Below are 25,667 nucleotides of genomic sequence, written 5' to 3' on the forward strand. Positions count from 1 at the left end.
CACCGGGCCTGCCCGGCGTCGTCGTCGGGACCGGAGGGAGGCTCCCCGGCGGGGCCCCCGACGCTCCCGCCGAGAGCCGTCCGGCTGCTCCCGCAGCGACGGACAGCGTGGCCGCTGCCGGCGCCGCAGCGGTGGCCCCGCCCGCGCCGGGCCCGGCCCGCAGCACGGCACTACCGGCGGCCGCGACTCCGGCTCCGGCCCAGCAGCCCGCCCTCACCCCGCAGCTGGCAAAGCCGCTGTTCACGCTCGCTGCGGCCCCGCACGGCCAGCACATCATGACCCTGAAAGTTACCCCCGAGGACCTCGGTCCGCTGACCGTGCGCGCCCACATCGACGGCGCCGGCGTTCGGATCGAACTGTTCGCTCCCGGGGACACCGGCCGGGAAGCGCTGCGGGGGATCCTGCCGGAACTGCGCAAGGAACTTGCCGACGCCGGCTTCGGTGCGACCCTCGACCTCTCGGACCACAGCGGACCGGCGGGCCGGGGCCAGGACGCAGGAGGGGACGCGGGACAGGGTGCAGCCGGCCGCGAAGCCTCCGACGCCGGCAGCGCCGGCTCGGGACCCGGCGGCCGGAACGGGCCCGGCGAACCGCGGCCGGGGCACCGGTGGGACGCTCTGGCGGACCAAGCGTCGCTGCGCAATACCAGGATCCTGAACGGTCCCCAAACCACCCTCGACATTCTCGTCTGACACGAAGGAACCCGACCCATGACTATCCAGCCCATCGCCCCGCAGCCGGTTACGGCCGCGGGGACGACCCCGCAGGCTGCCGCCGTCCGGGCCCCCGTGCAGTCCATGGACGCCAACGTGTTCATGACCCTCCTCGTGGCCCAGCTCAAGAACCAGAACCCCAGCGCCCCCATGGATACGAACCAGATGATGGCGCAGACCATCCAGCTTTCCATGATGGAAAAGATGACCGAACTGACTTCCAACAGCAAGGAGGGATTCTCCCTCCAGATGCGCTCGGCAGCATCACAGCTGATCGGCCACTCCGTTGACTACAAACTCGCCGACGGCACCACCGGCACCGGAATCGCCAGCTCGGTTTCCTTCGCCGACGCAGTACCGACCGTCAAGGTCGGCGATCTCTCCATCCCCCTCGACTCCATCACCGGCCTTACCGCGCCGGCCGCTTCCTGACCAGTTTCCTCCCGTAGAAAGGCAGTTCCCATGCTCCGCTCGCTGTACTCCGGAATCTCCGGCCTTCGTGCCCACCAGACCATGCTGGATGTCACCGGCAACAACATCGCCAACGTCAACACGGCCGGCTTCAAGGCGTCCTCCACGCAGTTCCAGGACACCCTCTCGCAGCTGACCCAGGGCGCGTCAGCGCCGCAGGGGGAGTCCGGCGGCAGCAACCCGGCGCAGATCGGCCTCGGCGTCCGCGTCGCCGGCGTCAGCACCAACTTCGCCCAGGGCTCCTCGCAGAGCACCGGCCGCGCCACGGACATGATGATCTCCGGCGACGGCTTCTTCGTCACCAGCAAGGGCGGCCAGCAGCTGTTCACCCGTGCGGGATCCATGACGTTCGACGCTGCCAGCCAGCTCGTCAGCCCGGACGGCGGCATCCTGCAGGGCTGGACCGCCAACAACGGCAAGGTGGACCAGGCGGGTGCCATCGGCGACATCACGCTTAACCCCAACACCATGATCGCGACCCCCACGACCTCCATGACGCTGGACGGCAACCTGCCCGCGGACGCCGGTTCGGCGTCGTTCGACCGCGTGGTCAAGGTCTACGACTCCGTCGGCGCCGCCAGCAACCTCACCCTCACCTTTGTCCAGCAGCCCGGCGGCTGGGGTGTGTCCACCGACGGCGGCGCCACCATCGCGGACCGGATGAGCTTCACCGACGGCCGGCTGACCTCTCCGGGCAAGCTCAACGTTGCGGGCAAGACCATCGACGTAAGCCAGGTGTCCTCCTTCGCCGGCATGAGCTCGCTCACCGTCAGCGGCCAGAACGGCACCCCGGCCGGGAAGCTGGAATCCTTCACCCTCGGCAATGACGGCTCCCTGATCGGGTCCTTCAGCAACGGCACCAAGCAGGTCCTCGCCAAGATTGCGCTGGCGAAGTTCACCAACCCGGCCGGCCTCGAGAAGGCCGGCGGCTCCTCCTACGTCGCCACCGCCAACTCCGGCAACGTCCAGCTGGGCGCGGCCGGCGACCCGGGCATCGGCACCCTGGCCGGCGGCTCGCTGGAGATGTCCAACGTGGACCTGTCCCAGGAATTCACCAACCTGATCGTCGCCCAGCGCGGCTTCCAGGCCAACGCCCGCATCATCACCACCTCGGACGAGGTCCTGCAGGAGCTCGGCAACCTCAAGCGCTAACCCCTGGCGCACCGCGGTCCAAGGTCGCCAGCGAGGGGCGCACGGAAGACAGCCACGGGACTCATCCAGCTCCGAGGACCCGAGCTGTCCGCCGCATGCACCCGTTCGACGGCAGACGCGGTGCCGGCCGTGCTTTTTCGCACCGGTTTTGGAAAAACGCGGCGCGGGCGGCCTGATGCGCCCCGGATCCGGGGCGCGCAGGTCCGTTTCCGCCGCGGGTGTCCGTTGCCGTAGCGAAATTCGGGCGAACGAAGGCCGTGGAACGGCGGGCCACATGGAAGGGGTCCCTTGGGGGCCCCTTTCGTGTGTCCGCGGCGCCTAACGAAAGCGCGGGGGCGGCCGACAGTAAGGGGAGAACACCCCTACCCGCCGCTTGGCCGCACCGCCAGGCAGTCCCCAGAGCAGAATCGGCCCATGATCGTTGTCACACGCCTCAACGGAACGCGCTTCGCGGTCAATCCGGACCTGATTGAACGGATCCACGAGAGCCCGGACACCCACCTGGTCACGCTCGACGGCGCCGCTTATGTTGTGCTCGAAAGCCTGGCCGAGGTGGTCGAGCTGATTGCCGACTACCGCGCCTACGTCCTGAACAAGGCGCGGGATTTTCCTGCCGTCACGGGCTACCCCTTGAGCCTGGTCCCGCCTGCCGGACCGGACGACGACGCCTCCGCACCTGAACCACCAAGGAAGTAAGCCATGGATCCCGCAACAATCATTGGACTGCTCCTCGCGTTTGGTTCCGTCGTCACCATGGTGGTCATTGAAGGTGGCAGCATCTCCGGCCTGCTGCTGCCCGGGCCCCTGGTCCTGGTCTTCGGGGCAACCCTGGCCATCGGGCTGGCCGGCAACACGCTCAAGGACGTGATCCAAGCGTTCAAGGCCGTGCCGGCAATGTTCATGGGAAAGACGTCGAAGCCCCAGGAAAGCATCGACCAGATGGTCCGCTTCGCGGAAAAGGCGCGCGCCGAGGGCCTGCTCTCCCTTGAGGAAGAGGCCGCGAGCGTCAAGGATCCGTTCCTGGCCCGAGCCCTGCAGAACATCGCAGACGGCACCGACGCCGAGGACCTCCGCCTGCAGATGGAGGACGAGATTGACACGAAGTCCCGCAGCGACCACGCGTCGTCGAAGTTCTTCGCCAGCCTCGGCGGCTACGCCCCTACCGTGGGGATCGTCGGAACTGTCGTGTCCCTCACCCACGTCCTCGAAAACCTCTCCAAGCCGGACGAACTGGGGCACATGATCGCCGCCGCCTTCGTCGCGACCCTGTGGGGCCTGCTCTCGGCCAACTTCATCTGGCTGCCGTTCAGTTCGCGACTGGCCAGGCTCTCCGAGTTGAACATCGAACGCATGACCCTCGTGATGGAGGGCATGCTCGCCGTGCAGTCCGGCGCCCAGCCCCTGCTGCTGGCCGAACGGCTCCGTTCCATGGTCCCGGAGCACCAGCTCAAGAGCGCCGACAAGGGCCGCAAGGCGCCCAGCGGTGACGGCACCGCGGAGTCGATGGACACCGCAGCGTGAGCGGACGCCGCCGGCCCCGCAAGAAACCCGAAGCGCACCACGTCGACGAACGCTGGATGGCTTCCTACATGGACATGGTCACCGTGCTCATGTGCCTCTTCATCGTCCTTTACGCCATGTCCACGGTCGACGCGAACAAGTTTGAGAAGCTGCGCAACTCGCTCGCCACCGGGTTCGGCGCGGTGGCCTCGGAAACCGTGGACACCGCCTCCGGGACCGTGGTCCCGCCCGAATTCGTCAACAAAGACCTCGAGGCCTTTGCCGCCGTCCAGTCGGACGACAAGAAAGCCCAGGACGCAGCCCTCGCCGCCGCGAAGAAAGAAGTGGACCGGCTGCGCGCCCTCGAGAAAAAGATGAAGGCCGGCCTGGCCGCCGCCGGGCTCAGCCAGAACGTGGAGTTCCAAATCGACCAGCGCGGCCTGACGGTCAAGCTCATCGGCTCCCAGGCCTTCTTCGCCCCCGACCGGCCCGAGCTCACCAACCGCGCGTCCCAGGTGCTGCACATCATCTCGCCCATCCTCGGCCCCGCGGCGCTGGAGATCATGGTGGAAGGCCACGCAGCGAAGGGCATTACCGCGTACCCGTCCACTTGGGAACTGTCCTCGGCGCGCGCGGTCAACGTGCTGCGCTACATGGTGGACCGCGGCGGGATCCCGCCGCAGCGGATCGGGGCCGTCGCCTTCGGCTCGGCCCGCCAGGTCAACGACGATTCCACGCCGGCGCTGATGGAGCGGAACCGGCGGGTGGACATCGTAGTCATCTCCGACAAGCCCGACGTCGTCCGGGCCCTCATTCCCCAGGCCTTGAAGCTGACCCAGAAATAGCGGCTCTTTCGCGTGCTGTCTGACGCCCCGTTTATTGCCTGGGGCAGACTGCTTACGACGGCGGATCCCTTGCCGATAGTGGCAACCGTGAGTGTTCTGGATGAGCGGGAAGTGGTACGGGAGCGGACCGTCAGCGTCTATGACTTCCGGCGTCCCGCGACGCTGGCGCGAGAGCACAGCCGCGTCCTGGAACTCGCCTTCGAGACGTTCGCCCGCCAGTGGGGCACCCAGCTGACCGCCAAGGTCCGCGTGAAGTCCGTGGTGCGGCTCGAGGACGTCGGCATGCAGAGCTACGACGAGTACGCCGCCTCCCTCCCGGCGGTGACCGCCATGGTGCTGTGCACCGTGGAGTCGCACGATTCCAAGCTGGTGGTGCAGTTCCCCGCTCCTTCGGCCCTGGGCTGGATCAACCGGATGCTGGGCGCCTCGAACGACACGGTGATGCCGGACCGGAAGTTCACGCAGATTGAACAGGCCCTGGTCAAGGGACTTATGGACGAGGCCCTCGAGGACCTCGGCTACTCGCTCGGGCCGCTGTTGAGCGAAACCATCCGGGTGGACACCGTCCAGTACAACTCCCAGTTCGCCCAGGCCGCAGCGCCCAGCGAACTCATGATTGTCGCCTCCTTCACGATCAACGTCGGCAACATCAGTGCCCCGGCCACCCTGGCGGTGCCGGCGGGAATCCTGCTGGGCCGGCTGAAGAAGGTCAACCCGACGGACAACCGCGGGGACGCCGCCGCCCGCATCAGCTCGCAGTTGGAGCGCGTCCCGGTGGAACTCTCGGTGCGGCTCTCGACGTCGTACGTCACCCCCAGCCAGGTGCTGGGCCTCGCGGTGGGGGACGTCCTGACCCTCCCGCACCTGGAAAACCGGCCGTTCGACCTCACCCTGGATGGCACGAGGCTGGCCACCGCCGCCCCGGCCCGCAACGGGTCCCGGGCCGCAGCCGTCATTGTCACAATCGAGGAGAATAACCAATGAGCATCACCCTGACCAAGCATGAATCGTCGGCGGAACGGCTCGTTGAGGAACTGCCGAGCCCGGTAGCCCTGAAGGTCGTCGCGCTGGTCCCGGCCCGCGCCGCAGCCCCCTACGCCCGCCAGGCCGTCACCGCGACCTTCGTCGGCTCCGTGACCGCAGACCTCGCCCTGATGCTCAGCGACCGCACGTTCCTGGACGAGGCGGCCGGGGGAATGGCCGGCGGCCAACTCGGCGTCGTCTCCGTCACCGATGTCCTCCGCCCCGCGATGGAAAGCGCAAGCTCGGTCTTCGGCGCCGGCGTGCTCTCGGACCTGCGCGAGTCCGACGCGTCCGGGCTGCTTTCGGACCCCGACACTGCCGTCTTCGAACTCTCCGACGGCACCAGCCCGGCGGCATGGTTCGCGGTCCGGCTGCGCGAACACGGCACCAGCCAGGACCGTGCCGGCGACCTCTTCGGCGGCGGCGACACGGTGGCCGGCCGGCTGGGCCGCATCAACAACATCGAGATGGCCCTGACCGTGGAGATCGGCCGCACCCGCATGTCCGTCCGCGACGTGCTCTCGCTCGAACCCGGCAAGATCATCGAACTGGACCGCTCCGCGGGCGCCCCCGCCGACGTTCTGCTCAACGGACGGCTGATCGCCCACGGCGAGGTTGTGGTCCTGGACCAGGACTACGCCGTGCGGATCACCCGGATCCTCGACGTGGCCGAGGGGCTTAGCTGAATGGACTCGCTGATCCTCGGGCTGCGGGTAGCCGTAGCCCTGGGCGCGGTGCTTGGACTGATCTGGCTGCTGCAGCGCCGTCTCGGCAAAGGCACGGGACGACGCCGCGCTGACGCCGCCTTGAGCGTCGTCAGCCGCCAAAGCGTCGGCCAGCGTGCCTCCGTAGTGGTGGTCGACGCCGGTGGCCAGCGCTTCCTGCTCGGCGTCACCGACCACGCCGTCAACGTCCTGCACACCGGCGACATCCCGGCAGAGGCCGCAGAGGCCCTGGATCCGGAGCCCCGCCGCGCCGGTGCCGCCGGCGCTTTCGCGCAGATCCTCGCAAGCGCGGGAGCCGGAGCCGGAGCCGCTGCCTCCGCCGCACCCGTGAACGGGGCCGGGACCGCGGACCAGGTCGGCAGCCTTGCGGCTGGCGAGCCCGGGGCACCGGACCGGCCGCTGTCCCGCCGCAACTCCATCCGCCGCGAACCCCACCCCCGGACCGCCCCGGGGCGCGGGACCGCGCCCGCCGCGTCCCACCCGCCGCTGCACGGGTCAATTCTGGCCGGTTCCACCTGGAAGCAGGCCGCTGCCGCTCTCAGGAGCGGACGCCGCAATTGATCCGCCCTGCCACCGCCCGCTCCGCCCGCGTCCCGTCAACCAGCAGCAGCCGAACCGGCATCAGCCGAACCACAAGGTTCCTGGCCATCGGCGTCGCCGCCGTGCTCTGCGCCGTCCTGCTGCTCTGGCTTAACGCCTCCGCCGGCCATGCGACTGCCCCCGTGCCGCCGGTTCCGCCAACCCCGCCGGCCAGCCCGGACACCGGCAGCGTCAACATCGAGATCAACGGCATGGACGGAAAGCCATCCACAGCGGTCCTGACCCTGATCGGGATCACCCTGTTGTCCGTCGCGCCCGCGCTGCTGCTGATGATGACCTCGTTCACCAAGATCTTCGTGGTGCTCGCGATGACCCGCAACGCGCTCTCGCTCCCGTCCATACCGCCCAACCAGGTGCTGGCGGGCCTGGCCCTGTTCCTGTCGATCTTCGTCATGTGGCCGGTCATCAACGAGATGAACACCATCGGCGTGCAGCCCTACCTGAACGGCACCTTGGATTTCAACGGCGCGCTCAGCGCCGGCTCGGGCCCGCTGCAGCACTTCATGCTGGCGCACACCCGCGAGGAAGACATCGCACTGATGACCCGCGCCGCCGGCATGGAGAACCCGGCCACGCCGGAAGCGGTGCCGCTGCAGACGCTCATCCCGGCGTTCATGATTTCCGAACTCCGGGCCGCCTTCATTATCGGCTTCGTCATCTTCATCCCGTTCCTCGTGATCGACCTCGTCGTCTCCGCGGCCCTGATGTCGATGGGCATGATGATGCTTCCGCCGGTGATGATCTCGCTGCCGTTCAAGATCCTGCTCTTTGTCCTCGTGGACGGCTGGGGCCTGATCATCACCTCGCTGATCCAAAGTTATGCAGGCTCGGGATGAACGCCAACGCCGTCCTGGACATCTGCCTCCAGGCCATGATCGTGGCCGCCAAGCTCTCGGCCCCGGTGCTGGTGACCGCGCTGGTGGTGGGCCTGGCGATTTCCCTGCTTCAGTCCATCACCCAGCTCCAGGAAGCCACCCTCTCCTTCGTGCCCAAACTGGCCGCCGTGGCGGTGGCGCTGCTGATCTGCGGGCACTGGATGATCTCGGAGATGGTCGCGTTCACCAACGACCTCTTCGCCAAGATCCCCTCCCTGCTCGGAGGCTTGTGAGGTGGGCATCCCGATCGATCAGACGTGGCTGGAAGTCCTCCTGCTGGCCACCGTCCGGATGACGGCATTCCTGATCGTGGCACCGCCTTTCGCGCACCAGGCCTTCCCCGGGCGGATCAAAGCCATGCTGGGCGTCGGCCTGGGCCTGGCCGTCTCGCAGCGGCTCTCCGCCGGCTACGTCGCCCGCGACACGGCAGGCTTCCTCACCGGAGTGGTCCTGGAACTCGTCACCGGCCTGGTCCTGGGCTTCCTGGTCATGCTGGTCTTCGCAGCGGTCCAGTCCGCCGGCAGCCTGATCGACCTCTTCAGCGGCTTCCAGATGGCCCAGGCCTTCGACCCGCAGATGATGGTCAACGGCGCCCAGTTCACCCGGCTGCTGCAGATGGCGGCGCTCGCCCTGCTGTTCTCCTCGGACGGCTACCAGCTCGTCATCGGCGGCCTGACCGGAAGCTTCACCGCCCTGCCGCTGGCCGGCGGCCTTGACCTGGCCCAGCCGGTCCAGGCCATGACCTCCGCCGTCACCGGCATGTTCCTCGCCGCCGTCCAGATCGCCGGCCCGCTGCTGGTGGTGCTGTTCCTCGCCGACGTCGGGCTCGGCCTGCTGACCCGGGTGGCCCCGGCACTGAATGCCTTCTCGCTGGGCTTCCCGCTCAAGATCATGCTGACCCTCTCGTTGGCAGGATTCCTCTTCCTCGCCCTGCCCAGGATCGTCTCCACCCTCGCCGGGCAGGCCGCCAAGACTGTGCTGGGGGTGGGCTGATGGCGGATTCACAGGAAAAAACCGAACAAGCCACCGACAAACGCATGCGGGAGGTCCGCTCCAAGGGCCAGCTCTCGCGCTCCCAGGACCTCACCGCCTGGCTGGCGGTCGGCGCCGCCGCCGTCATGATCCCCGCGACCGTGCAGCGCGGGGCCAACGCGGCCACGGACCAGCTCTTCAGCGTCCGGGGCGTCATGGCGCAGCCGGATCCGGCAAGGGCCGTGAAGGCCCTCGAGGACGGCCTCGGCGCGCTCGCCGGAATCCTCGGACCGTTGCTAATCGTCGTGCTCCTTGTCGTCCTGGTGGGTTCGGCGCTGCAGGGCGGCATCCACCTGAAGAAGTTCCGCCTGGACTTCGAGAACTTCAAACTGCTCAGCGGGCTGAAGCGCATCTTCGGCACCCAGGCGCTGTGGGGCGGGATCAAGGCGCTGCTGAAGGCCAGCGTTGTCGGCCTCGTGCTCTACTCCGTCGTTCAGGGGCTCATCCCGGTGCTGCTCACCGCCGGCGGCCTTCCGGTGTCCGGCGTCGTGGCGGCGGCCGGGAGCGGCATCTCCTCCCTGGTCCAGTTCGCCGTCTTCGCCGGCATCGCGCTGGCGGCTGTGGACTTCTTCGTGGTGATGCGCCGGAACCGGAAGAAGACCCGGATGTCCAAGAAGGAAGTCCAGGACGAGAACAAGAGCAGCGAAGGCGATCCGCTGATCCGCTCCCAGCGCCGGGCCCGGCAGCTGTCCATGAGCCGGAACCGCATGATCGCGGCAATCGGGGACGCCGACGTCGTCCTCGTCAACCCCACGCACGTCGCCGTCGCGCTGAAGTACGAGCCCGGAAAGTCGGCCCCGCGGGTGGTGGCCAAGGGTGCCGGCCACGTCGCGTCGCGGATCAGGCAGGAGGCCGAGGCGAAGAACGTGCCCATGGTCCAGGACATCCCGCTCGCCCGGGCGCTGCACGGCGCCTGCGAGCTGGGGCAGGAGATCCCGGTGGATTTCTACCACGCCGTGGCCGGGGTGCTGGCCTTCGTCATGTCGCTCAAGGCCCGCGGCGCCGGAGCCGGGCTGCACCGGATGGCCGGAGCCGCGCTATGAGCATCTTCGCGAACATTTTTGGAACCAGCGTCTGTGAAAGGACCGCATCATGAACAACAGGCTCGCCCGGCTGGCGGTGCCGATCGGCATTGTGGGCATCGTGCTGCTGCTGGTGGTTCCCGTGCCCGCCCCGCTGCTGGACTTCCTCATCGTGTGCAACATCCTGCTGGCGCTGCTGGTGCTGCTGACCAGCATGTTCGTGAAGAAGCCGCTGGACTTCTCCGTGTTCCCCTCGCTGCTGCTCGTGGCCACGCTGTTCCGGCTGGGCCTCAACGTTGCCTCCACCCGGCTGGTCCTCGGCAACGGTTACGCCGGCCAGGTCATTGAGGCCTTCGGCAAGGTGACCGTGGGCGGCTCCATGATCATCGGCGCCGTCGTGTTCCTGATTCTGGTGGTTATCCAGTTCGTCGTGGTCACGAAGGGCGCTGAGCGCGTCGCCGAAGTCGGGGCGCGGTTCACCCTGGACGCCATGCCGGGCAAGCAGATGGCGATCGACGCCGACCTCAACGCCGGCCTGATTACCGACACCCAGGCCCGGGAGCGGCGCGCCGAGGTCTCGGCAGAGGCCGACTTCTACGGCGCGATGGACGGCGCCTCGAAGTTCGTCAAGGGTGACGCCATCGCCGGCATCATCATCATCATCATCAACTTCATTGGCGGCATCGCAATCGGCATGCTGCAGCGCGGCATGGAGATCGGCGACGCCCTCAACACCTACGGCCTGCTGACCATGGGTGACGGACTTGTCACCCAGATCCCGGCGCTGCTGATGGCTGTCTCCACCGGCATGATCGTGACGCGGTCCAACGCGGAGGCGGACATGGGCCGGACGGCCTCCACGCAGCTGCTGCAGTCGCCCAACGCCCTGATGATCGCGGGCGTGGCCGCCCTCGCCATGGCCCTCATCCCCGGCATGCCGCCCATTCCGTTCGTCCTGGTCGGCGCCGGCCTGATCCTGGCTTCGCGCCGCACCGCCGCCGGCCAGCAGCAGGCGGAAAAGGCCCGCGGCGCCGAGGCCGCCGCGCTGAACTCCCCGCAGCTGGACCCCAACGAGAAGCTGCTGGAGGACATGCGCGTCCACCCCGTGGAGATCCTGCTGGCCCCCGACCTTGTCGACATGGTCTCCGGCGCCTCCGACGACCTGCTGGCCCGGGTCCGATCGCTGCGGCACAAGATCGCGATGGAACTGGGCCTGGTCATCCCGCCGGTCCGCACCCGGGACAGTGTGGATCTCCCGCCGGCCACCTACGCCATTCGGATCGCCGGGGTGGAGGCCGGCCGCGGCACCGCCCCGGGCGGCCAGATGCTGGCCCTCGGCGACTCACTGGACTCGCTCCCGGGCGTCGCCATGATTGAGCCGGTCTTCGGGCTCGCCGGGAAGTGGATTCCGGCCGAGATGCGGCACAACGCCGAGATGACCGGGGCCACCGTGATCGACCGCGTCTCGGTGCTGGTCACGCACCTGTCCTCCATCGTCACGGGCAATGCTGCCCGGCTGCTCTCCCGCGAGGATGTCCGGGTGCTGACCGAGGGCGTCCGCAAGCAGAGCCCCTCCGCCGTGGACGAACTGACTCCCGCGCTGCTCTCGCTCGCCGAGCTGCAGCGGGTGCTCCAAGGCCTGCTCGACGAGCAGGTCCCCATCAACGACCTGGCCCGCATCTACGAGGCGCTTACCCTCCGGGCCAAGGTTTCCACCGACCCGGAGTCGCTGGTGGAGGCGGCCCGCCAGGCACTCGGTCCGGCGCTGACCGCCAAGTTCATGGAGGGCCCGGTGCTCAACGTGATCATGATCGACCCGCTCCTGGAACAGTCCATGCTGGAGGATATGCGGCCGGCCGAGGGCGGCAGCCAGATCGTGATGGGACAGGACCGGCTCGACGCCGTGCTCCGCTCGGTGCGCAACGCGGTGGACTCCGCGGCCGCCGCCAACCGGCAGGCCGTCCTGGTCTGCGCCCCGGCGCTGCGTCCGGCCATCCACCGGCTTATCGGAGCCCAGCCCGGGTCCGTTCCGGTGCTGTCGTACCGCGAAGTCACTTCCGCCAATGTCCGGATCGAAACTGTAGGAGTCGTGCGCCATGCCGAACCGCTATCGGCTTAAGGGAGCCTCGCTGGAGGAAATCCGCAGCAAGGCCGAGGCCCAGTACGGCCCGTCGGCCCGCATCGTTTCCGCCGAGCGCGTGATCAGTCCCGGCATCGCCGGGCTGTTCGCGGCGAACCGCTACGAGGCCATCGTCGAGGTCCAGCCCAAGCACGACGTCGTCACCGGCGAGGTCGTGCCGGATGCGGACATCCTGTCCGAGGGTGAGATCGTGGAGCGGGCCGCCGCCACATCGGCAGAGGCCCCGCGGGATACCGTCCGGGAAGCGCCGCGGCGGACGGAGACGCCGCCCAGCACGCGGATCGCCGCGGCCCCCGCCCACCAGCTGCAGGGCGACGCGATCGCCGCCCTGCTGGCCGAAGCCGACGCCGCCGAACTGACCCTGCACCGGACCGGCACCCCAGGGGTCTCGACCGAGTCGCCGGACTTCGCCGAACTGCTGGACCAGCTCGGATCCGGGCTGCGGCCGACGTCGGCCGGAGCGGGACAGCCCGCCCCGGACCGGGCAGCACGCCCGGGGAACGGCGCGGGGGAGCGCACCGCACCGGCCCACGACCGCGTGCCGCCGTCGCCGTCCGTGCGAAATGCCGCGCCGGCGCGCGAGCCGGTGCCGGTCCCGCTGAGCGGCACCGGGGACCTGGTGGTGCTGGTCGGCCTCGGCGACGACGCGATGGACACCGCCCTGGCCATGTCCATCGCCGCTGGCGGCGCGGACGTGCGCACCGCCGGAGAATTGAGCGCTTACGGCCACCTGCACCTGGACGGACGCCAGAGCGCGACGGCGGCCCGCGCCCACGCCGTGGAGACCGAGCAGACGGTGCTGGCCGCCTTCGGGCTCGGCAAGGCCCGCAATACCCTGGCGCGGCTGCAGGCGATCTCGGCGCTTTCCCCGGACCAGCTCTGGGTTGTGGTCGACGCCGGGCGCAAGCACGAGGACACCGCCCGCTGGGTGAGCCTGCTGCGGGCCCGGCTCGAGGTGGCCGCGGTGGCCGTGGTGGGCGCAGCGGACACCGGGACGCCCGAAAGCGTGGACGCCCTCGGCCTGCCGGTGGGCTGGATCGATGGCCGGCCGGCGACCCGGCCGACGCCGTGGGCCGCAGCGTCCGGCCGCGAAGGGTAGATTGAGAGAATGCTGGTACTAACACGCAAGCCGGGCGAACAGATCATGATCGGCGACGGCATCGTCATCACTGTTCTGGAAGGGCGCGGCGACGGCGTCCGGATCGGCATCGAGGCGCCCCGCGGCGTTCCGATCCAGCGGCGGGAAGTAATCGAGGCCATTGCTGCGGCGAACCTGGCGGCAGCTGAAGCAGGCGCCGAATCCGGTCCCGGCACCGAGGACGCGCTGCGCGGCCTGCTGCCCCCGGCGGCCGCCCGCGACTAAAGGCCGTCAGTGCGAGTTCGCGTCGTCGCCTAGGTACTGGGCCATGAGCGGCTGGGTCGCGCGGCGCGTAATGGCAAGGGCACGCTCAATGTTTCCGGCAACCGTCAGCTGTTCGAGGATTCCGGCAGGATCGTTCGGGCCCGCGGGCCGTTGCAGGCTTCGAAGCAGCTCCTCGTTGGCGCGGGCGGCCTCGCCAAGCCGGCCCATCAAGCCGCGCAATCCGTCCAGGTGCTCCTGCAGGACGGTGGGCCAGGACCCCTGCGGCGCGCCGGCAATCAGTTCAACCAGCGTTGCCTGCGCCGGCAGGCCCCATTCGGCCGCCACCGCCGCGGACTCGACATTGCGGGCCAGCGCTTCGAAGCGCAGCCGGTCCAGAACGGCTTCCACCTCGGAAGCGGTGAAGGTCAGCCAGTGGGTGTTGCCGGCGGCCACGTGCAGGCGCTGGGTTTCCAACCTGAACAGGAGCAGTTCCAACTGCCGCCGTTCCTGCCACAGCGCCGCCGAAAGATCCCCTGCACCCATGGGCCCCATTTCCCCTGCCATCACGGCCAAATTACGGCTTTCCGCATTTTCCGCCAAGCTTTTCCCTGAGGGTACACGCAGATGCCGGATCAGGTGATAGGTTTCGTTCTGGGTGCTGCGCCCGAGCTTCGAACACCGCCTCCCATGGGGGGAGCGCTGGACCGTTTGTGGGTGCGGCTCTCAGGGTTTTAAAGCTCCTGATCCGTCTCATGGGGGGACACACTATTGAATCGCGTGGAACGCAACGAGATGGTCACCCAGCACCTTCCGCTGGTCGGCTATCTCGTCTCAGATTTGTGCTCGAAGGCGTCCCACCTCTCGCGCGATGACCTGGCATCGGCTGGCGCCGTGGCCTTGATTACCTCGGCCGATTCCTTCGACCCTGACCTTGGCGTGCCCTTCGGCGCCTTCGCGCGCCGCCGCATCCTTGGCGCGTTCGCCGATGAGATGCGCGCCAGCGACTGGGCCACGCGCTCGGCACGCCGCCGGATCAAAGAGACCATGTCCGTTCAGGAAACCTTGGCGGCGGCTCTCGGACGCACGCCCTCGGTTGACGAGATCGCCTCCGCGCTCGGCGTCCAGCAAAGCGTCGTCGAAGCCGCCCTCGCGGACGCGTCGCGCACCCTCACACCGCTCGACGACGCCGTCGTTGACACCCTCGCCGCGGAGACCCTGTCCCCGGAAAGCTCGGTGCTCGCGGACGAACGGCTGCAGTACCTCCGTGCCGCCGTGAAGTCGCTGCCGGAACGGATGCGCTACGTCGTCGAGGAGATCTACTTCGGCGACCGGACGGTCAAGGACCTGGCAGCCGAACTGGGCTCCACGCACGCCGCCGTGTCGCAGCAGCGCGCCGAGGCGATCCGCCTCATGCGTGATGGCCTCACCGCCCACTACGCGGACGACCCGGACCAGGGCTTCGAGCCGCAGTCCCGGATCACGCCGCGCCGCCGGAACGACTACCTCGCCCAGCTTTCCGAAGCCACCGCCGGGGGGATCACCCGGGCCATCTTCCCGCAGGGGCCGATGCTGAACCAGGCCGTCTGAGCCGGCCCCGGGAGGCTTACTAAGCTTACTTAGTAAGCTGAACGTGAAATTGCGCCGCGACCATCGCGTGCCGTCTGCTCGGTGGGGTAGCGTCTGAGGCATAACGCCAAGCCGTTCCTATCAAGGAGGATGCATGAAAGCAACGCCCACCCTGACGAGCAACCTGCAGGCCGTTCTCGTGGACCTGATCGAACTCCATGTGCAGGGCAAGCAGGCGCACTGGAACATCGTGGGGACGAACTTCCGCGACCTTCACCTGCAGCTTGACGAGATCATCGAGGCCGCCCGCGGCTTTGCCGATGACCTGGCCGAGCGTATGCGCGCCCTCCACGCCCTGCCGGACGGCCGCAGCTCCACCGTTTCCAAGACCACCGCACTCGCAGAATTCCCGACCGGCCTGATCAACACCAAGGACGCGATCGACAAGATCGTCGCCGCCCTTGAGGCTGCCGTCGGTACGATGCGCAAGGTGCACGATGAGGTGGACGAGGAAGACCCCACGACCGCCGACCTGCTGCACGCGTTCATTGCCAAGCTCGAGCAGTACGCCTGGATGGTCAACGCCGAAACCATGCGTGCCACCGCCAGCGTCACCACGCCGGACACCAAGAAGTAGCCGCTTCCTTCTACGCGCTTACTTCCACGCGTCCGACGCCGGGTTCCGTCCCGGCGTCGGACGCTTGCCATTTAACGCCTTGCCGGCCGCTGCCATCTGAACAGAGGTGCCCTGCGCCTGACGCCTAGTTCGCCGTCGGTACCTTGCGCAGCACGACGGCGGCGAGGGCCGCGGCGCCGGCCATCAGTACCAGCGCGATGGCGGCCGTGATGTGAACGCCGGAGTCGAATGCGGCCCGGGCGGCAGCCATCACGGCCTCGGCCAGCGGAGCCGGGAGGGTATGCGCCAGTTCGGCGGCCCCGGCGAGGGTCTCGCCGGCCTGGGCCGCGGTTTCCGCCGGTGCCATCCCGGCGACGCCGGCGGGCAGCTGCAGGTTGCGCTGGTAGGAGGCGGTCAGGATGGAACCGAGGATGGCGGTGCCGAGCAGGGAGCCCACCTCGTAGCCGGTTTCCGAGATGGCGGACGCTGCGCCCGATTTCGCCGCCGGCGCCGCCCCAAGGATCAGGTCGTTGGAGATGGTCTCGGCCGCGCCGACCCCCAGGCACAGCACCAGCAGGGCGGCCAGCAGCACGCCGGGCCCGGCGCCGTGGTCTCCGAAGGCCACGAGGCCATAACCCGCAGCGCTAAGGAGCAGGCCGCCCGCCACCACGAACCCCGGACGGACCTTGCGGACCAGCGGGACCACGAGCAGCCCGGCAACGACGGTGGCGACGAGTGCCGGGATCATCGCCATGCCGGATTCCGACGGCGACTGCCCCTCGAGCAGCTGCAAATGCTGGGCGAGGAACAAGATGAAACCGTTGTACGAAAACAGGGCCAGGACGTTGGCGGTGATCGCGGTGCTGAAGACCGGGTTGGCAAAGAGGCTGAGGTCCAGCAGCGGAGCAGAGGATGCCGAGGCCGCCAGCCGGCGCTGCCGCCGGACGAAGGCGTACCCCATCAGCAGCCCGATCCCGAGGGCCGCGAGCGGCTCCAGCGCCACGCCGTCGGTCGCAAGGATCTTGATGCCGTAGACCGCCGGACCCATGGCCAGCAGGGACAAGACGATGCTGGGCGCGTCCACCCTGCCCGGGTTGGGGTCCCGCGATTCCGGAATCAGCGCGGGGCCCAGGACCAGCAGGGGCAGGATGATCGGCACGGCGACCAGCAGGACCGCACCCCACCAGAGGTGCTCCACCAGCCAGCCGCCGAAGATCGGGCCCAGCGCGGCGCCGCCGGAGAAGCCCGCGGCCCAGATCGCCACCGCGAGCCGCCGCCGGTTGGGCTCCGGGAAGATATTGCGGATCAGGGACAGCGTGGACGGCATCAGCATGGCGCCGAAGAAGCCCAGGCCGGCCCGTCCCGCGATCAGCCATTCCGCGCTGGGCGCGAAAGCCGTCACCGCGGAAACCAGGGCGAAACCGGTGCTGCCGATGAACAGCAGCCGGCGCCGGCCGATCCTGTCACCGAGGCTGCCCATCGCCACGAGCAGGCCGGCCAGCACCAGCGGATACGCATCGACGATCCACAGCAGCTGCACCCCGGTGGCGTCCAGGCTGCGGGCGATCGCCGGCAGGGCAAAGGTCAGCGCGGTGTTGTCCACGGCTACGAGCAGGACCGGGAACATCAGCAGCGACAAGGCCAGCCAGTCGCGCCAAGGCGCGCGCGGGGCCTGTTCGGTGCGGGTGGCTGCGGACAGGGATGCGGTGCTCATGACGGTTAACTGTACCGTCCAGACGGTACAGTTAAGAAATTCGCGTCACGGCAGGCATGATGGGAGCCATGGCCAGAAAACCCGTAGCCCGCGAAGCCGTCCTCGACGCCTTCGAATCCCTCCTCATTGCGGAGGGGGAGCGCGCCGCGACACTGGACGCGGTCGCCCGGCGGGCCGGCGTCTCCAAAGGCGGACTGCTGTACCACTTCCCAAACAAGGAGGCCATGATCTCGGTGCTGCTTGAGCGCCTGGACCGGCTCCTCGCCGCGGACCTGGCGGCCATGGCCGCGGCACCGGAAGGAGCGGCGGCGTACTTCATCAGATCCTCCGTATGGGCCGATACCCCGCTGGACCGGGTCTTCGTGGCCGCCACCCGGTTGGCCGAGGTGGCCCACGCCGAGACCCTGCGGCGGATGGCAGGAGTCCAGGCGAGCTGGCTGGCGCTCCTTGCCGCTGATGTGGGCCCCGCCATGGCCAAGCCCGTGCTGTACATGGGGGACGGGCTGTACTTCAACGCCATGCTGGCGCGGGGACCCGGCGAGGCGCCGGCCGAGGTGGCCGGCGACGTCGAGAGCCTGCTGGCCGCCGTCGAACGCCTGCGCAGCTAAGGGCGGCTTTAGGCTTGCCGGGCCGTCAGGTCGAGGCCGGCCAGCCGGAGCCCACAGCGTGCCAGGCGCGGTCGATGCCTTCCAGTGCAGAAGCCGGAAGAGGGCCCCGTCCGGCGGCGGTGATATTAGCGCGCAGGTTGGCCAGCTTGGCCGTGCCGGCAATTGCGGTGTCCACGCCGGGCGCGTACACCGTGAAGCGCAGGGCGAACTCGGCCCAGTCCAGGTCTCCTGGGTCGAGCTCCAGGGCCCGCAGCCGTTCCCAATAGAGCTCCGCGTAGTTCCCGGTGGGTCGTTCAGCGAAGCGCCACGGCGCGTTCGCGATCGGGCGCTTGGCGATGACTCCCGGGCCGAACCGGGGACGGAGAACGTTTCGGAGATTCCACTGGTCGGCTATGTTGACGCTGGTTTCGATGGCACCGAACCGGCCGGAGTCCACAGCGAATGCGAGCGGCGCGTTGTCTCCGCTGTAGCCGGCGACACCGATCTTGCCGGCGGCGACTGCCTGGTCCAGGGTGTCCTGCAGATCGCCACGCCGCAGGATTTCAAGCGGGCATGAGTGCAGATAGAAGACGTCGAGCCGTTCCGACCGGGTCAAGCGCAGGGACTGTTCGATACTCTCCAGCACGCTGCCCGGCGACCAGTCCCGTTGGCCGTTGATCTTGGGCCCACCCTTTGTGGACAATACGAACTCGTCCCGGCGTCCGCCGAGGTGCCGGCCGATGCGCTCTTCGCTCAGCCCGTAACTGGCGGCGGTATCGATCAGCGTAACGCCGAGATCCAATGCCCCGTTGAGCACCTCGGCGGCTTCGGCCTCGGTGACATCACTTTCACCGATCTGGCCGGCGCCGAGCCCCACGATGGAGACTTCCAAACCAGTGTTCCCGAATGGCCTTCGCTCCAGCATGAATTGTCTCCTTGAGTCGTAATTTGCCCAGTGGCCGCATGCGCCGCCGCCTCTTGGCCACCGCTCTACCGTAACGCTGAAGCGGCCCGGGTACCGGAGTTTGCGGACGTGCCTCCGGCATAGGACAATGGGAGTTGTGACTGCGGTCACGAGCAATTGAATATGCCTTTGATCTGCGGCGGGAGAGTTCTGCAAGTAGGTACAAGCAGGCGCCGTAGGAGCAAACCCTCCCCAGGAATCTCTCAGGCCCATGTACCGCCGCGGCAAGGCAACTCTGGAAAGCAGCAAGTGCGTCACGCGGCGCGCTGTGCTCACCGACGGTGCAAGCGGAGCCTCGCGAAAGCGGCTGCGCGGAAACTCTCAGGTCCAATACAGAGCGGGGAGGAACCCGAATCAATGTGGCGTACCCTGCGCCGCCTTAGTTATGGAGTTCCTTGTGACTGTTACCTCAGCCTCCACGTCCTTCGTTGACCGGCATATCGGCGCCCGGCGCCAGGCCGACGTCGACGCCATGCTGAAGGCTGTCGGCTACGACACCGTCGACGCCTTGGTGGATACCGCCGTCCCGAAGGACATCCGGCAGGACTCCGACCTGGCGCTCGCCGCGGCGCTGAGCGAAGTGGAAGTGCTCGCCGAACTGCGCAAGCTGGCATCGAAGAACAAGACCGCAGTGCAGATGATTGGCCAGGGCTATTACGACACCGTCACCCCGGCCGTGATCCGCCGCAACATCCTCGAGGCACCGGCCTGGTACACCGCGTACACGCCGTACCAGCCCGAAATCTCCCAGGGCCGGCTCGAGGCGCTGTTGAACTTCCAGACCATGGTCCAGGACCTCGTCGGGCTCCCGATCGCCAACGCCTCGCTGCTGGACGAAGCCACGGCCGTCGCCGAGGCCGTGCTGATGATGCGACGGGCCAACAAGAACAAGACGGCCCACGACGGCAAGACCGTCCTCGACGCCGACTGCCTCCCGCAGACCATCGCCATCGTCAAGGGCCGCGCCGAGGCCCTCGGCTTCGAGGTCGAGGTCGCGGACCTATCCAAGGGCCTGCCCGAGGGCGTCATCAATGGCGTCGTGCTGCAGCAGCCCGGTGCCTCCGGACGCGTGTTCGACCACTCGGACGTCATCGCGGACGCCAAGGAACGCGGCGCGCTCGTCACCGTGGCCGCGGACCTGCTGTCCCTGACCCTGATCACCTCCCCGGGCGAACAGGGCGCGGACATCGCGGTCGGCTCCGCCCAGCGCTTCGGCGTGCCGCTGTTCTTCGGCGGCCCGCACGCCGCGTACATGGCCGTCCAGAAGGGCCTGGAGCGCTCCATGCCCGGCCGCCTCGTGGGCGTCTCCAAGGACAACGCCGGCGTCCCCGCCTACCGGCTGGCGCTGCAGACCCGCGAACAGCACATCCGCCGTGAGAAGGCCACCTCCAACATCTGCACCGCCCAGGCGCTGCTGGCCATCGTGGCCTCCTTCTACGCCGTTTACCACGGCCCGGACGGGCTGAAGGCCATTGCCGAGACCACCCACGGCCACGCCCGGACCATTGCCGCCTCGCTGAAAGCTGCGGGACTGGACGTGCTGCACACCTCGTTCTTCGACACCGTGACCGTCTCCGTGCCGGGCAAGGCCGCGGAATTCATCGCCGCCGCCGACGCCAAGGGCATCAACCTGCGCGCCGTCGACGCCGACACGGTCGGCATCTCCGCCGATGAGGCCACGACGGCGGCGATCGTCGCCGACGTCGTCGCCGCCTTCGGCGCCAGCGTCGCGGATAGTGCCGCAGGCAGGGACACTGCGTTTGCCCTGGACTCCGCCGTCGAGCGCACCTCCGACTACCTCCAGCACCCGGTCTTCAACACGCACCGCTCCGAAACCCAGCTGCTGCGCTACATCCGCCGCCTCTCCGACCGGGACCTGGCCCTGGACCGCACCATGATCCCGCTGGGTTCTTGCACCATGAAGCTGAACGCTACGGCCGAAATGGAAGCCATCTCCTGGCCGGAGTTCGCCTCCATCCACCCCTTCGCGCCCGAATCCCAGACCGCCGGCTGGCGCGAACTGATCGAGGACCTCGAAGCCCAGCTGACCGAGATCACCGGCTACGACCAGGTCTCCATCCAGCCGAACGCCGGCTCCCAGGGTGAGCTCGCCGGACTGCTCGCCATTCGCGGCTACCACCTCTCCCGCGGCGACGACCAGCGCAACATCTGCCTCATTCCGGCCTCCGCGCACGGCACGAACGCCGCCTCCGCAGTGCTGGCCGGCATGAAGGTCGTCGTCGTGGCCACCGCCTCCGACGGCACGATCGACCACGCTGACCTGCAGGCCAAGATCGAGCTGCACAAGGACGCCCTCTCGGCGATCATGATCACCTACCCGTCCACGCACGGGGTGTACGACGCCGACGTCCGCGAGGTCTGCGATGCCGTCCACGCCGCCGGCGGCCAGGTCTACATTGACGGCGCCAACCTCAACGCACTCGTCGGACTGGCCCAGCCGGGCCAGTTCGGCGGAGACGTCTCGCACCTGAACCTGCACAAGACCTTCTGCATCCCGCACGGCGGCGGCGGACCCGGCGTCGGACCTGTCGCGGCGAAGGCCCACCTGGCCCCGTTCATGCCCGGCAACGCGGCTGATCCGGCCAACGGCGCCGAGGGCACGCCGATCTCCGCCTCCCGCTACGGCTCGGCCGGCGTGCTGCCGATTTCCTGGGCCTACGTGAAGCTGATGGGCGGACAGGGCCTGACCGAGGCCACCAAGTCGGCCCTGCTCGCGGCCAACTACATTGCGGCCCGCCTCAACGATTACTTCCCGGTGCTCTACACCGGCGAGGGCGGCCTGGTGGCCCACGAATGCATCCTGGACCTGCGCGAACTCACGGCCAAGACCGGTGTGACCGCCGAGGACGTCGCCAAGCGCCTCATCGACTACGGTTTCCACGCGCCCACCCTGGCGTTCCCGGTGGCGGGGACCTTGATGGTGGAGCCCACCGAGTCCGAGGACCTCGGCGAGATCGACCGGTTCATCACGGCCATGATCGCCATCCGCGCCGAGATTGACCAGGTGGCCCACGGAGACTTCACCGTGGAGCACAGCCCGCTGCGCAACGCCCCGCACACCGCGGCCGCCGTCATCAGCACCAACTGGGAGCGAAGCTACCCGCGCGAACAGGCCGTCTTCCCGGTGCACACGCTAAAGCAGGACAAGTACTTCCCGCCGGTCGGCCGGATCGATGGGGCCGCGGGCGACCGCAACCTGATCTGCTCATGCCCTCCCCTCGAAGCCTTCGAGGAAGACACAGCAGCCCACTCCGACGACTCCGCCAACTCCGCCTCTAACAACTAGGGACAGCCAACGATGACTGAGAACTACACGGCACTTTACGAAGAGCACAAAAAACTCGGCGCCTCCTTCACGGACTTCGGCGGCTGGCAGATGCCGCTGAAGTACAGCTCCGAACTCGCCGAACACCACGCCGTCCGCAAGTCCGCCGGCCTGTTCGACCTCTCCCACATGGGCGAGGTCTGGGTCACCGGCCCCGACGCCGCCGCCTTCCTGGACTACGCCCTCGTGGGCAAGATCTCCGCCATGGCGGTCGGCAAGGCCAAGTACTCGCTGATCTGCAACGAGGACGGCGGCATCATCGACGACCTCATCACCTACCGCCGCGGTGACGAGAAATTCCTTGTCGTCCCCAACGCCGGCAACGCCAAAGTCGTCGCCGCGGCCCTGGCCGAGCGGGCTGGAAAGTTCGACGTCACGGTCCGGGACGCCTCCGCCGAGACCTCGCTGATCGCGGTCCAGGGCCCCAAAGCGGAAGCCATCCTGCTCCGCCTGGTCCCCGCCGCCCAGCACGAGCTCGTCACCGGCCTGAAGTACTACGCCGCCGTCGACGTCCCGTTCATGGTCAGCGGCGCCAGCCAGGACCTGCTGCTGGCACGCACCGGTTACACCGGTGAGGACGGCTTCGAAATCTTCGTCTCCAACGACGACGCCGCCGCCCTCTGGCAGGCGCTCATCGCCATCGCCGAGGACGGCGAGCTGACGCCCGCCGGCCTGGCCTCCCGCGACTCGCTCCGGCTCGAGGCCGGCATGCCGCTGTACGGCAACGAACTCTCCCTCGAGGGCGACCCGTTCGCCGCCGGGCTCGGCCCCGTCGTCGCGCTGTCCAAGGACGGCGACTTCGTCGGCAAGGCTGCCCTGGCCGCCAAGAAGGAGGCCGGCGCAGGCTCCACCGCCGGGCGCAAACTCGTCGGGCTCAAGGGCCTCGGACGCCGGGCCGGCCGCGGCCACTACCCGGTCCTGAAGGACGGCAACACGGTCGGCGAAGTCACCTCCGGCCAGCCCAGCCCCACTCTGGGCTACCCGGTCGCCATGGCCTACGTCGACGTCGAGTTCACCGAACCCGGCACCGCACTGGACATCGACCTGCGCGGCAAAACCGAACCGTTCGAAGTTGTCGCACTGCCGTTCTACAAGCGCCAAAAGTAGCCCGGCTATTCGCGTCCCGGAGCTGTGGCTGGCTCCGGGACCGGCCGTCCCCGGCTCCGGGACCGACTAGCCCCAGTTTTCACGCGTGCTCGCTCGTTCCTCGCTTAGACGCACGCTTTCGAAAACCGCGGCCAGCCGCCCCCTCGTGGACAGCTCACCTTTTAGAACAACCCACAACACCAAAACCAACGGGAGCCATCGCCTTCGAAAGCCAAAGGTGATGGGGCCCGTACCGCCTACCGAGGGTCGGCTCTAAAAGATATCGACGGCCTCTGTTTCTTTCCGGAGAACGGCGGTTTGGCCCAAAACTATTGGCCTCCGGAACTGAACTGGCATTTAGCGGTGGGGGACGTCATCCGGAAGCGTGCGTCTAAGCGAGGGACGAGCGAGCACGCGGAGGATGGCGGGCCGCGCCGCGTAACCCGGCCACGGTCACTCCGCAACCCGGCCACAATTGATTTAGCACCAACGACCACTTCAAGACTTAGGAAAAACACATGGCAAAAGTTGCCCCTGAACTGCAGTACTCCGACGAGCACGAGTGGGTTGCGCGGGACTCCGGCAACGCCGGATCAAACATTGTCTCCATCGGCATCTCCGCGGTCGCCACGGACGCCCTGGGCGACATCGTCTACGTTGACCTGCCCGAGGTCGGCTCCGCGGTGACCGCGGGGGAGACCTGCGGCGAGGTCGAGTCGACCAAGTCCGTCTCGGACCTGTACGCCCCCGTCACGGGCGAGGTCACCGAAATCAACCCCGCCGTCGTCGACGACCCGGCCCTGATCAACAGCGACCCGTACGGCGCCGGCTGGCTCTTCAAGGTCGCCGCCGAATCGGACGGCCCGCTGCTCTCCGCGCAGGATTACGCGTCCAAGAACGGCGGCGAACTGTGAGCGCCGCCGCGGTCGCAGGTACAAACACCGCGGTATTCGAGCAGGTCGTTTCGCCGAGCCTGGACGCTGAACTGTCCGCGCTGGATCCGGAGATCGCCGCGAAGATCGACGCCGAGCTCAGCCGCCAGCGCGACGGCCTGGAAATGATCGCCTCGGAAAACCACACCGCCAAGGCCGTCATGCAGGCGCAGGGCTCGGTGCTGACCAACAAGTACGCCGAGGGCTACCCGGGCAAGCGCTACTACGGCGGCTGCGAACACGTCGACGTCGTCGAGCAGCTCGCGATCGACCGGGTCAAGGCCCTGTTCGGCGCCGAGTACGCCAACGTCCAGCCGCACTCCGGCGCGCAGGCCAACGCCTCGGTCATGCACGCCCTGATCCGTCCGGGCGACACCATCATGGGCCTGAACCTGGCGCACGGCGGACACCTGACCCACGGCATGAAGATCAACTTCTCCGGCCGGCTGTACAACGTCATCCCGTACCAGGTCCGGGAGGATGACCACCGGATCGACATGGCCGAGGTGGAGCGCCTGGCCCAGGAGCACAAGCCGGCCCTGATCGTCGCCGGCTGGTCCGCCTACGCCCGCCAGCTCGACTTCGCGGAATTCCGCCGGATCGCCGACTCCGTGGGGGCCTACCTGATGGTGGACATGGCCCACTTCGCCGGGCTCGTCGCGGCCGGGCTGCACCCGTCTCCGGTGCCGCACGCGCACGTGACCACCTCCACGACGCACAAGACCCTGGCCGGTCCGCGTGGCGGCATCATCCTCTCCAACGACGCCGACATCGCCAAGAAGATCAACTCGGCAGTGTTCCCGGGCCAGCAGGGCGGCCCGCTGGAGCACGTCATCGCCGGCAAGGCCGTGGCGTTCAAGATCGCCGCCTCGCCCGAGTTCAAGGAACGCCAGGAACGTGTGCTGGCCGGCGCCCGGATCCTCGCCGAGCGCCTGGTCCAGCCGGACGTCACCGCCAAGGGGATCAACGTGATCTCCGGCGGCACCGACGTGCACCTGGTCCTGGTGGACCTGCGCAACTGCGAGCTCAACGGGCAGGAGGCCGAGGACCGCCTCGCGGAAATCGACATCACCGTCAACCGCAACGCCGTTCCGTTCGACCCGCGCCCGCCGATGGTTACCTCGGGGCTGCGGATCGGCACCCCGGCGCTGGCCACCCGCGGCTTCGGCGAGGCCGCCTTTACCGAAGTTGCGGACATCATCGCCGAGGCGCTGACCGCCGACGCCGGCGCGGACCTGTCCGGTCTGCGCTCCCGCGTCGATGCCCTCGCCGCCGCCCACCCGCTCTACCCCTCGGTTGCTAATCTAGGTTGACCGCTGCGGCTGGCTCCGGGGCCGATCTCTTTCGGGTTGGCTCCGGGCCCGGCGGACCGGACTTTGCACGCGTGCTCGCTCGTCCCTCGCTTAGACGCACGCT

The 25,667-nt window shown here is 68.4% G+C and carries 26 protein-coding genes and 2 riboswitches; of the genes, 23 read left to right on the forward strand and 3 right to left on the reverse strand.

From position 1 onward, the window contains the following. The 16 genes from AC1DGE_RS12475 to AC1DGE_RS12550 form a co-directional block, all read left to right on the forward strand. On the forward strand, nucleotides 1–692 hold a 692-nt coding region (locus AC1DGE_RS12475; RefSeq protein ID WP_476917546.1), incomplete at its 5' end, for a flagellar hook-length control protein FliK. A gap of 18 nt (nucleotides 693–710) precedes the next feature. Next, nucleotides 711–1,145 (forward strand): flagellar hook assembly protein FlgD, encoded by a 435-nt coding sequence (locus AC1DGE_RS12480; protein ID WP_441418226.1) that lies wholly within the window; start codon nucleotides 711–713, stop codon nucleotides 1,143–1,145. 30 nt (nucleotides 1,146–1,175) lie between these two features. Next, nucleotides 1,176–2,336 (forward strand): flagellar hook protein FlgE, encoded by a 1,161-nt coding sequence (locus tag AC1DGE_RS12485; protein ID WP_441418227.1) that lies wholly within the window; start codon nucleotides 1,176–1,178, stop codon nucleotides 2,334–2,336. Nucleotides 2,337–2,750: 414 nt separating this feature from the next. Next, nucleotides 2,751–3,032 (forward strand): flagellar FlbD family protein, encoded by a 282-nt coding sequence (locus AC1DGE_RS12490; protein WP_476909087.1) that lies wholly within the window; start codon nucleotides 2,751–2,753, stop codon nucleotides 3,030–3,032. 3 nt (nucleotides 3,033–3,035) lie between these two features. Next, entirely contained in the window at nucleotides 3,036–3,857 is an 822-nt protein-coding gene (locus AC1DGE_RS12495) for a motility protein A (protein WP_476909088.1), read from the forward strand. Then, entirely contained in the window at nucleotides 3,854–4,681 is an 828-nt protein-coding gene (locus tag AC1DGE_RS12500) for an OmpA/MotB family protein (protein ID WP_441418230.1), read from the forward strand. The genes AC1DGE_RS12495 and AC1DGE_RS12500 overlap by 4 nt, the downstream gene beginning before the upstream one ends. A gap of 87 nt (nucleotides 4,682–4,768) precedes the next feature. Further along, a complete protein-coding gene (locus AC1DGE_RS12505; RefSeq protein ID WP_476893159.1) occupies nucleotides 4,769–5,665 on the forward strand; it encodes a flagellar motor switch protein FliM in 897 nt (298 codons plus the stop codon). Next, nucleotides 5,662–6,390, forward strand: coding sequence for a flagellar motor switch protein FliN (gene fliN / locus AC1DGE_RS12510; RefSeq protein WP_441418232.1), 729 nt, complete (start codon nucleotides 5,662–5,664; stop codon nucleotides 6,388–6,390). The genes AC1DGE_RS12505 and fliN overlap by 4 nt, the downstream gene beginning before the upstream one ends. Then, nucleotides 6,391–6,990: a flagellar biosynthetic protein FliO gene (gene fliO, locus AC1DGE_RS12515; RefSeq protein WP_441418233.1), complete on the forward strand. Its 600-nt coding sequence runs from the start codon at nucleotides 6,391–6,393 to the stop codon at nucleotides 6,988–6,990. It abuts the gene before it with no gap. Between the two features lie 59 nt (nucleotides 6,991–7,049). Next, nucleotides 7,050–7,865 carry a flagellar type III secretion system pore protein FliP gene (gene fliP / locus AC1DGE_RS12520; protein ID WP_441418393.1) on the forward strand — a complete coding sequence of 272 codons (816 nt, stop codon included), beginning with the start codon at nucleotides 7,050–7,052 and terminating at the stop codon, nucleotides 7,863–7,865. After that, a complete protein-coding gene (gene fliQ / locus AC1DGE_RS12525; protein ID WP_175321994.1) occupies nucleotides 7,862–8,137 on the forward strand; it encodes a flagellar biosynthesis protein FliQ in 276 nt (91 codons plus the stop codon). Before fliP ends, fliQ begins: the two co-directional genes overlap by 4 nt. A 1-nt stretch (nucleotide 8,138) precedes the next feature. Then, nucleotides 8,139–8,897, forward strand: a complete 759-nt coding sequence (locus AC1DGE_RS12530; RefSeq protein ID WP_441418234.1) for a flagellar biosynthetic protein FliR — start codon at nucleotides 8,139–8,141, stop codon at nucleotides 8,895–8,897. Next, complete coding sequence (locus AC1DGE_RS12535; RefSeq protein WP_476917547.1) at nucleotides 8,897–9,979, forward strand: EscU/YscU/HrcU family type III secretion system export apparatus switch protein; 1,083 nt, start codon at nucleotides 8,897–8,899, stop codon at nucleotides 9,977–9,979. Before AC1DGE_RS12530 ends, AC1DGE_RS12535 begins: the two co-directional genes overlap by 1 nt. Nucleotides 9,980–10,028: 49 nt before the next feature. After that, the gene (locus AC1DGE_RS12540; protein WP_476917548.1) at nucleotides 10,029–12,077 is read left to right on the forward strand and encodes a flagellar biosynthesis protein FlhA; all 2,049 of its coding nucleotides are present in this window, start codon (nucleotides 10,029–10,031) and stop codon (nucleotides 12,075–12,077) included. Next, entirely contained in the window at nucleotides 12,055–13,197 is a 1,143-nt protein-coding gene (locus AC1DGE_RS12545; protein WP_476917549.1) for a hypothetical protein, read from the forward strand. The genes AC1DGE_RS12540 and AC1DGE_RS12545 overlap by 23 nt, the downstream gene beginning before the upstream one ends. A gap of 9 nt (nucleotides 13,198–13,206) precedes the next feature. Next, entirely contained in the window at nucleotides 13,207–13,461 is a 255-nt protein-coding gene (locus AC1DGE_RS12550; RefSeq protein WP_441418238.1) for a carbon storage regulator, read from the forward strand. Nucleotides 13,462–13,467: 6 nt separating this feature from the next. On the opposite strand, the gene flgN is transcribed toward AC1DGE_RS12550, so the two are convergent. Further along, nucleotides 13,468–13,983: a flagellar export chaperone FlgN gene (flgN, locus tag AC1DGE_RS12555; protein WP_476917550.1), complete on the reverse strand. Its 516-nt coding sequence runs from the start codon at nucleotides 13,981–13,983 to the stop codon at nucleotides 13,468–13,470. A gap of 225 nt (nucleotides 13,984–14,208) precedes the next feature. Here flgN and AC1DGE_RS12560 point away from each other — a divergent pair, with 225 nt between their 5' ends. Next, entirely contained in the window at nucleotides 14,209–15,027 is an 819-nt protein-coding gene (locus tag AC1DGE_RS12560) for a sigma-70 family RNA polymerase sigma factor (protein WP_441418240.1), read from the forward strand. A 133-nt stretch (nucleotides 15,028–15,160) separates the two neighbouring features. Next, a complete protein-coding gene (locus tag AC1DGE_RS12565) occupies nucleotides 15,161–15,643 on the forward strand; it encodes a Dps family protein (protein ID WP_441418241.1) in 483 nt (160 codons plus the stop codon). 124 nt (nucleotides 15,644–15,767) lie between these two features. Here the strand turns inward: AC1DGE_RS12565 and AC1DGE_RS12570 are convergent, their stop codons facing one another. Next, on the reverse strand, nucleotides 15,768–17,336 hold the full coding sequence (locus AC1DGE_RS12570) for an MFS transporter (RefSeq protein ID WP_476917551.1): 1,569 nt from the start codon (nucleotides 17,334–17,336) through the stop codon (nucleotides 15,768–15,770). A gap of 68 nt (nucleotides 17,337–17,404) precedes the next feature. On the opposite strand from AC1DGE_RS12570, the gene AC1DGE_RS12575 reads away from it, so the two are divergent. After that, on the forward strand, nucleotides 17,405–17,944 hold the full coding sequence (locus AC1DGE_RS12575) for a TetR/AcrR family transcriptional regulator (protein ID WP_441418243.1): 540 nt from the start codon (nucleotides 17,405–17,407) through the stop codon (nucleotides 17,942–17,944). Between the two features lie 25 nt (nucleotides 17,945–17,969). Here AC1DGE_RS12575 and AC1DGE_RS12580 read toward each other — a convergent pair whose 3' ends face one another. Beyond that, nucleotides 17,970–18,815, reverse strand: a complete 846-nt coding sequence (locus AC1DGE_RS12580) for an aldo/keto reductase (protein WP_476917552.1) — start codon at nucleotides 18,813–18,815, stop codon at nucleotides 17,970–17,972. A 202-nt stretch (nucleotides 18,816–19,017) separates the two neighbouring features. Continuing rightward, a riboswitch (glycine riboswitch) is annotated at nucleotides 19,018–19,116 on the forward strand. A gap of 1 nt (nucleotide 19,117) precedes the next feature. After that, a riboswitch (glycine riboswitch) is annotated at nucleotides 19,118–19,233 on the forward strand. A 39-nt stretch (nucleotides 19,234–19,272) separates the two neighbouring features. On the opposite strand from AC1DGE_RS12580, the gene gcvP reads away from it, so the two are divergent. The 4 genes from gcvP (at nucleotide 19,273) to glyA (ending at nucleotide 25,564) form a co-directional block, all read left to right on the forward strand. Then, nucleotides 19,273–22,194, forward strand: a complete 2,922-nt coding sequence (gene gcvP / locus AC1DGE_RS12585; RefSeq protein ID WP_476917553.1) for an aminomethyl-transferring glycine dehydrogenase — start codon at nucleotides 19,273–19,275, stop codon at nucleotides 22,192–22,194. Between the two features lie 12 nt (nucleotides 22,195–22,206). Further along, a complete protein-coding gene (gene gcvT / locus AC1DGE_RS12590; protein WP_476917554.1) occupies nucleotides 22,207–23,340 on the forward strand; it encodes a glycine cleavage system aminomethyltransferase GcvT in 1,134 nt (377 codons plus the stop codon). A gap of 497 nt (nucleotides 23,341–23,837) precedes the next feature. After that, the gene (gcvH, locus tag AC1DGE_RS12595) at nucleotides 23,838–24,233 is read left to right on the forward strand and encodes a glycine cleavage system protein GcvH (protein WP_476909100.1); all 396 of its coding nucleotides are present in this window, start codon (nucleotides 23,838–23,840) and stop codon (nucleotides 24,231–24,233) included. After that, nucleotides 24,230–25,564: a serine hydroxymethyltransferase gene (gene glyA / locus AC1DGE_RS12600; RefSeq protein ID WP_441418248.1), complete on the forward strand. Its 1,335-nt coding sequence runs from the start codon at nucleotides 24,230–24,232 to the stop codon at nucleotides 25,562–25,564. Before gcvH ends, glyA begins: the two co-directional genes overlap by 4 nt. The last annotated feature ends 103 nt before the right edge of the window (nucleotides 25,565–25,667 follow it).

The sequence above is a fragment of the Arthrobacter sp. 05N425 genome (assembly GCF_056397125.1).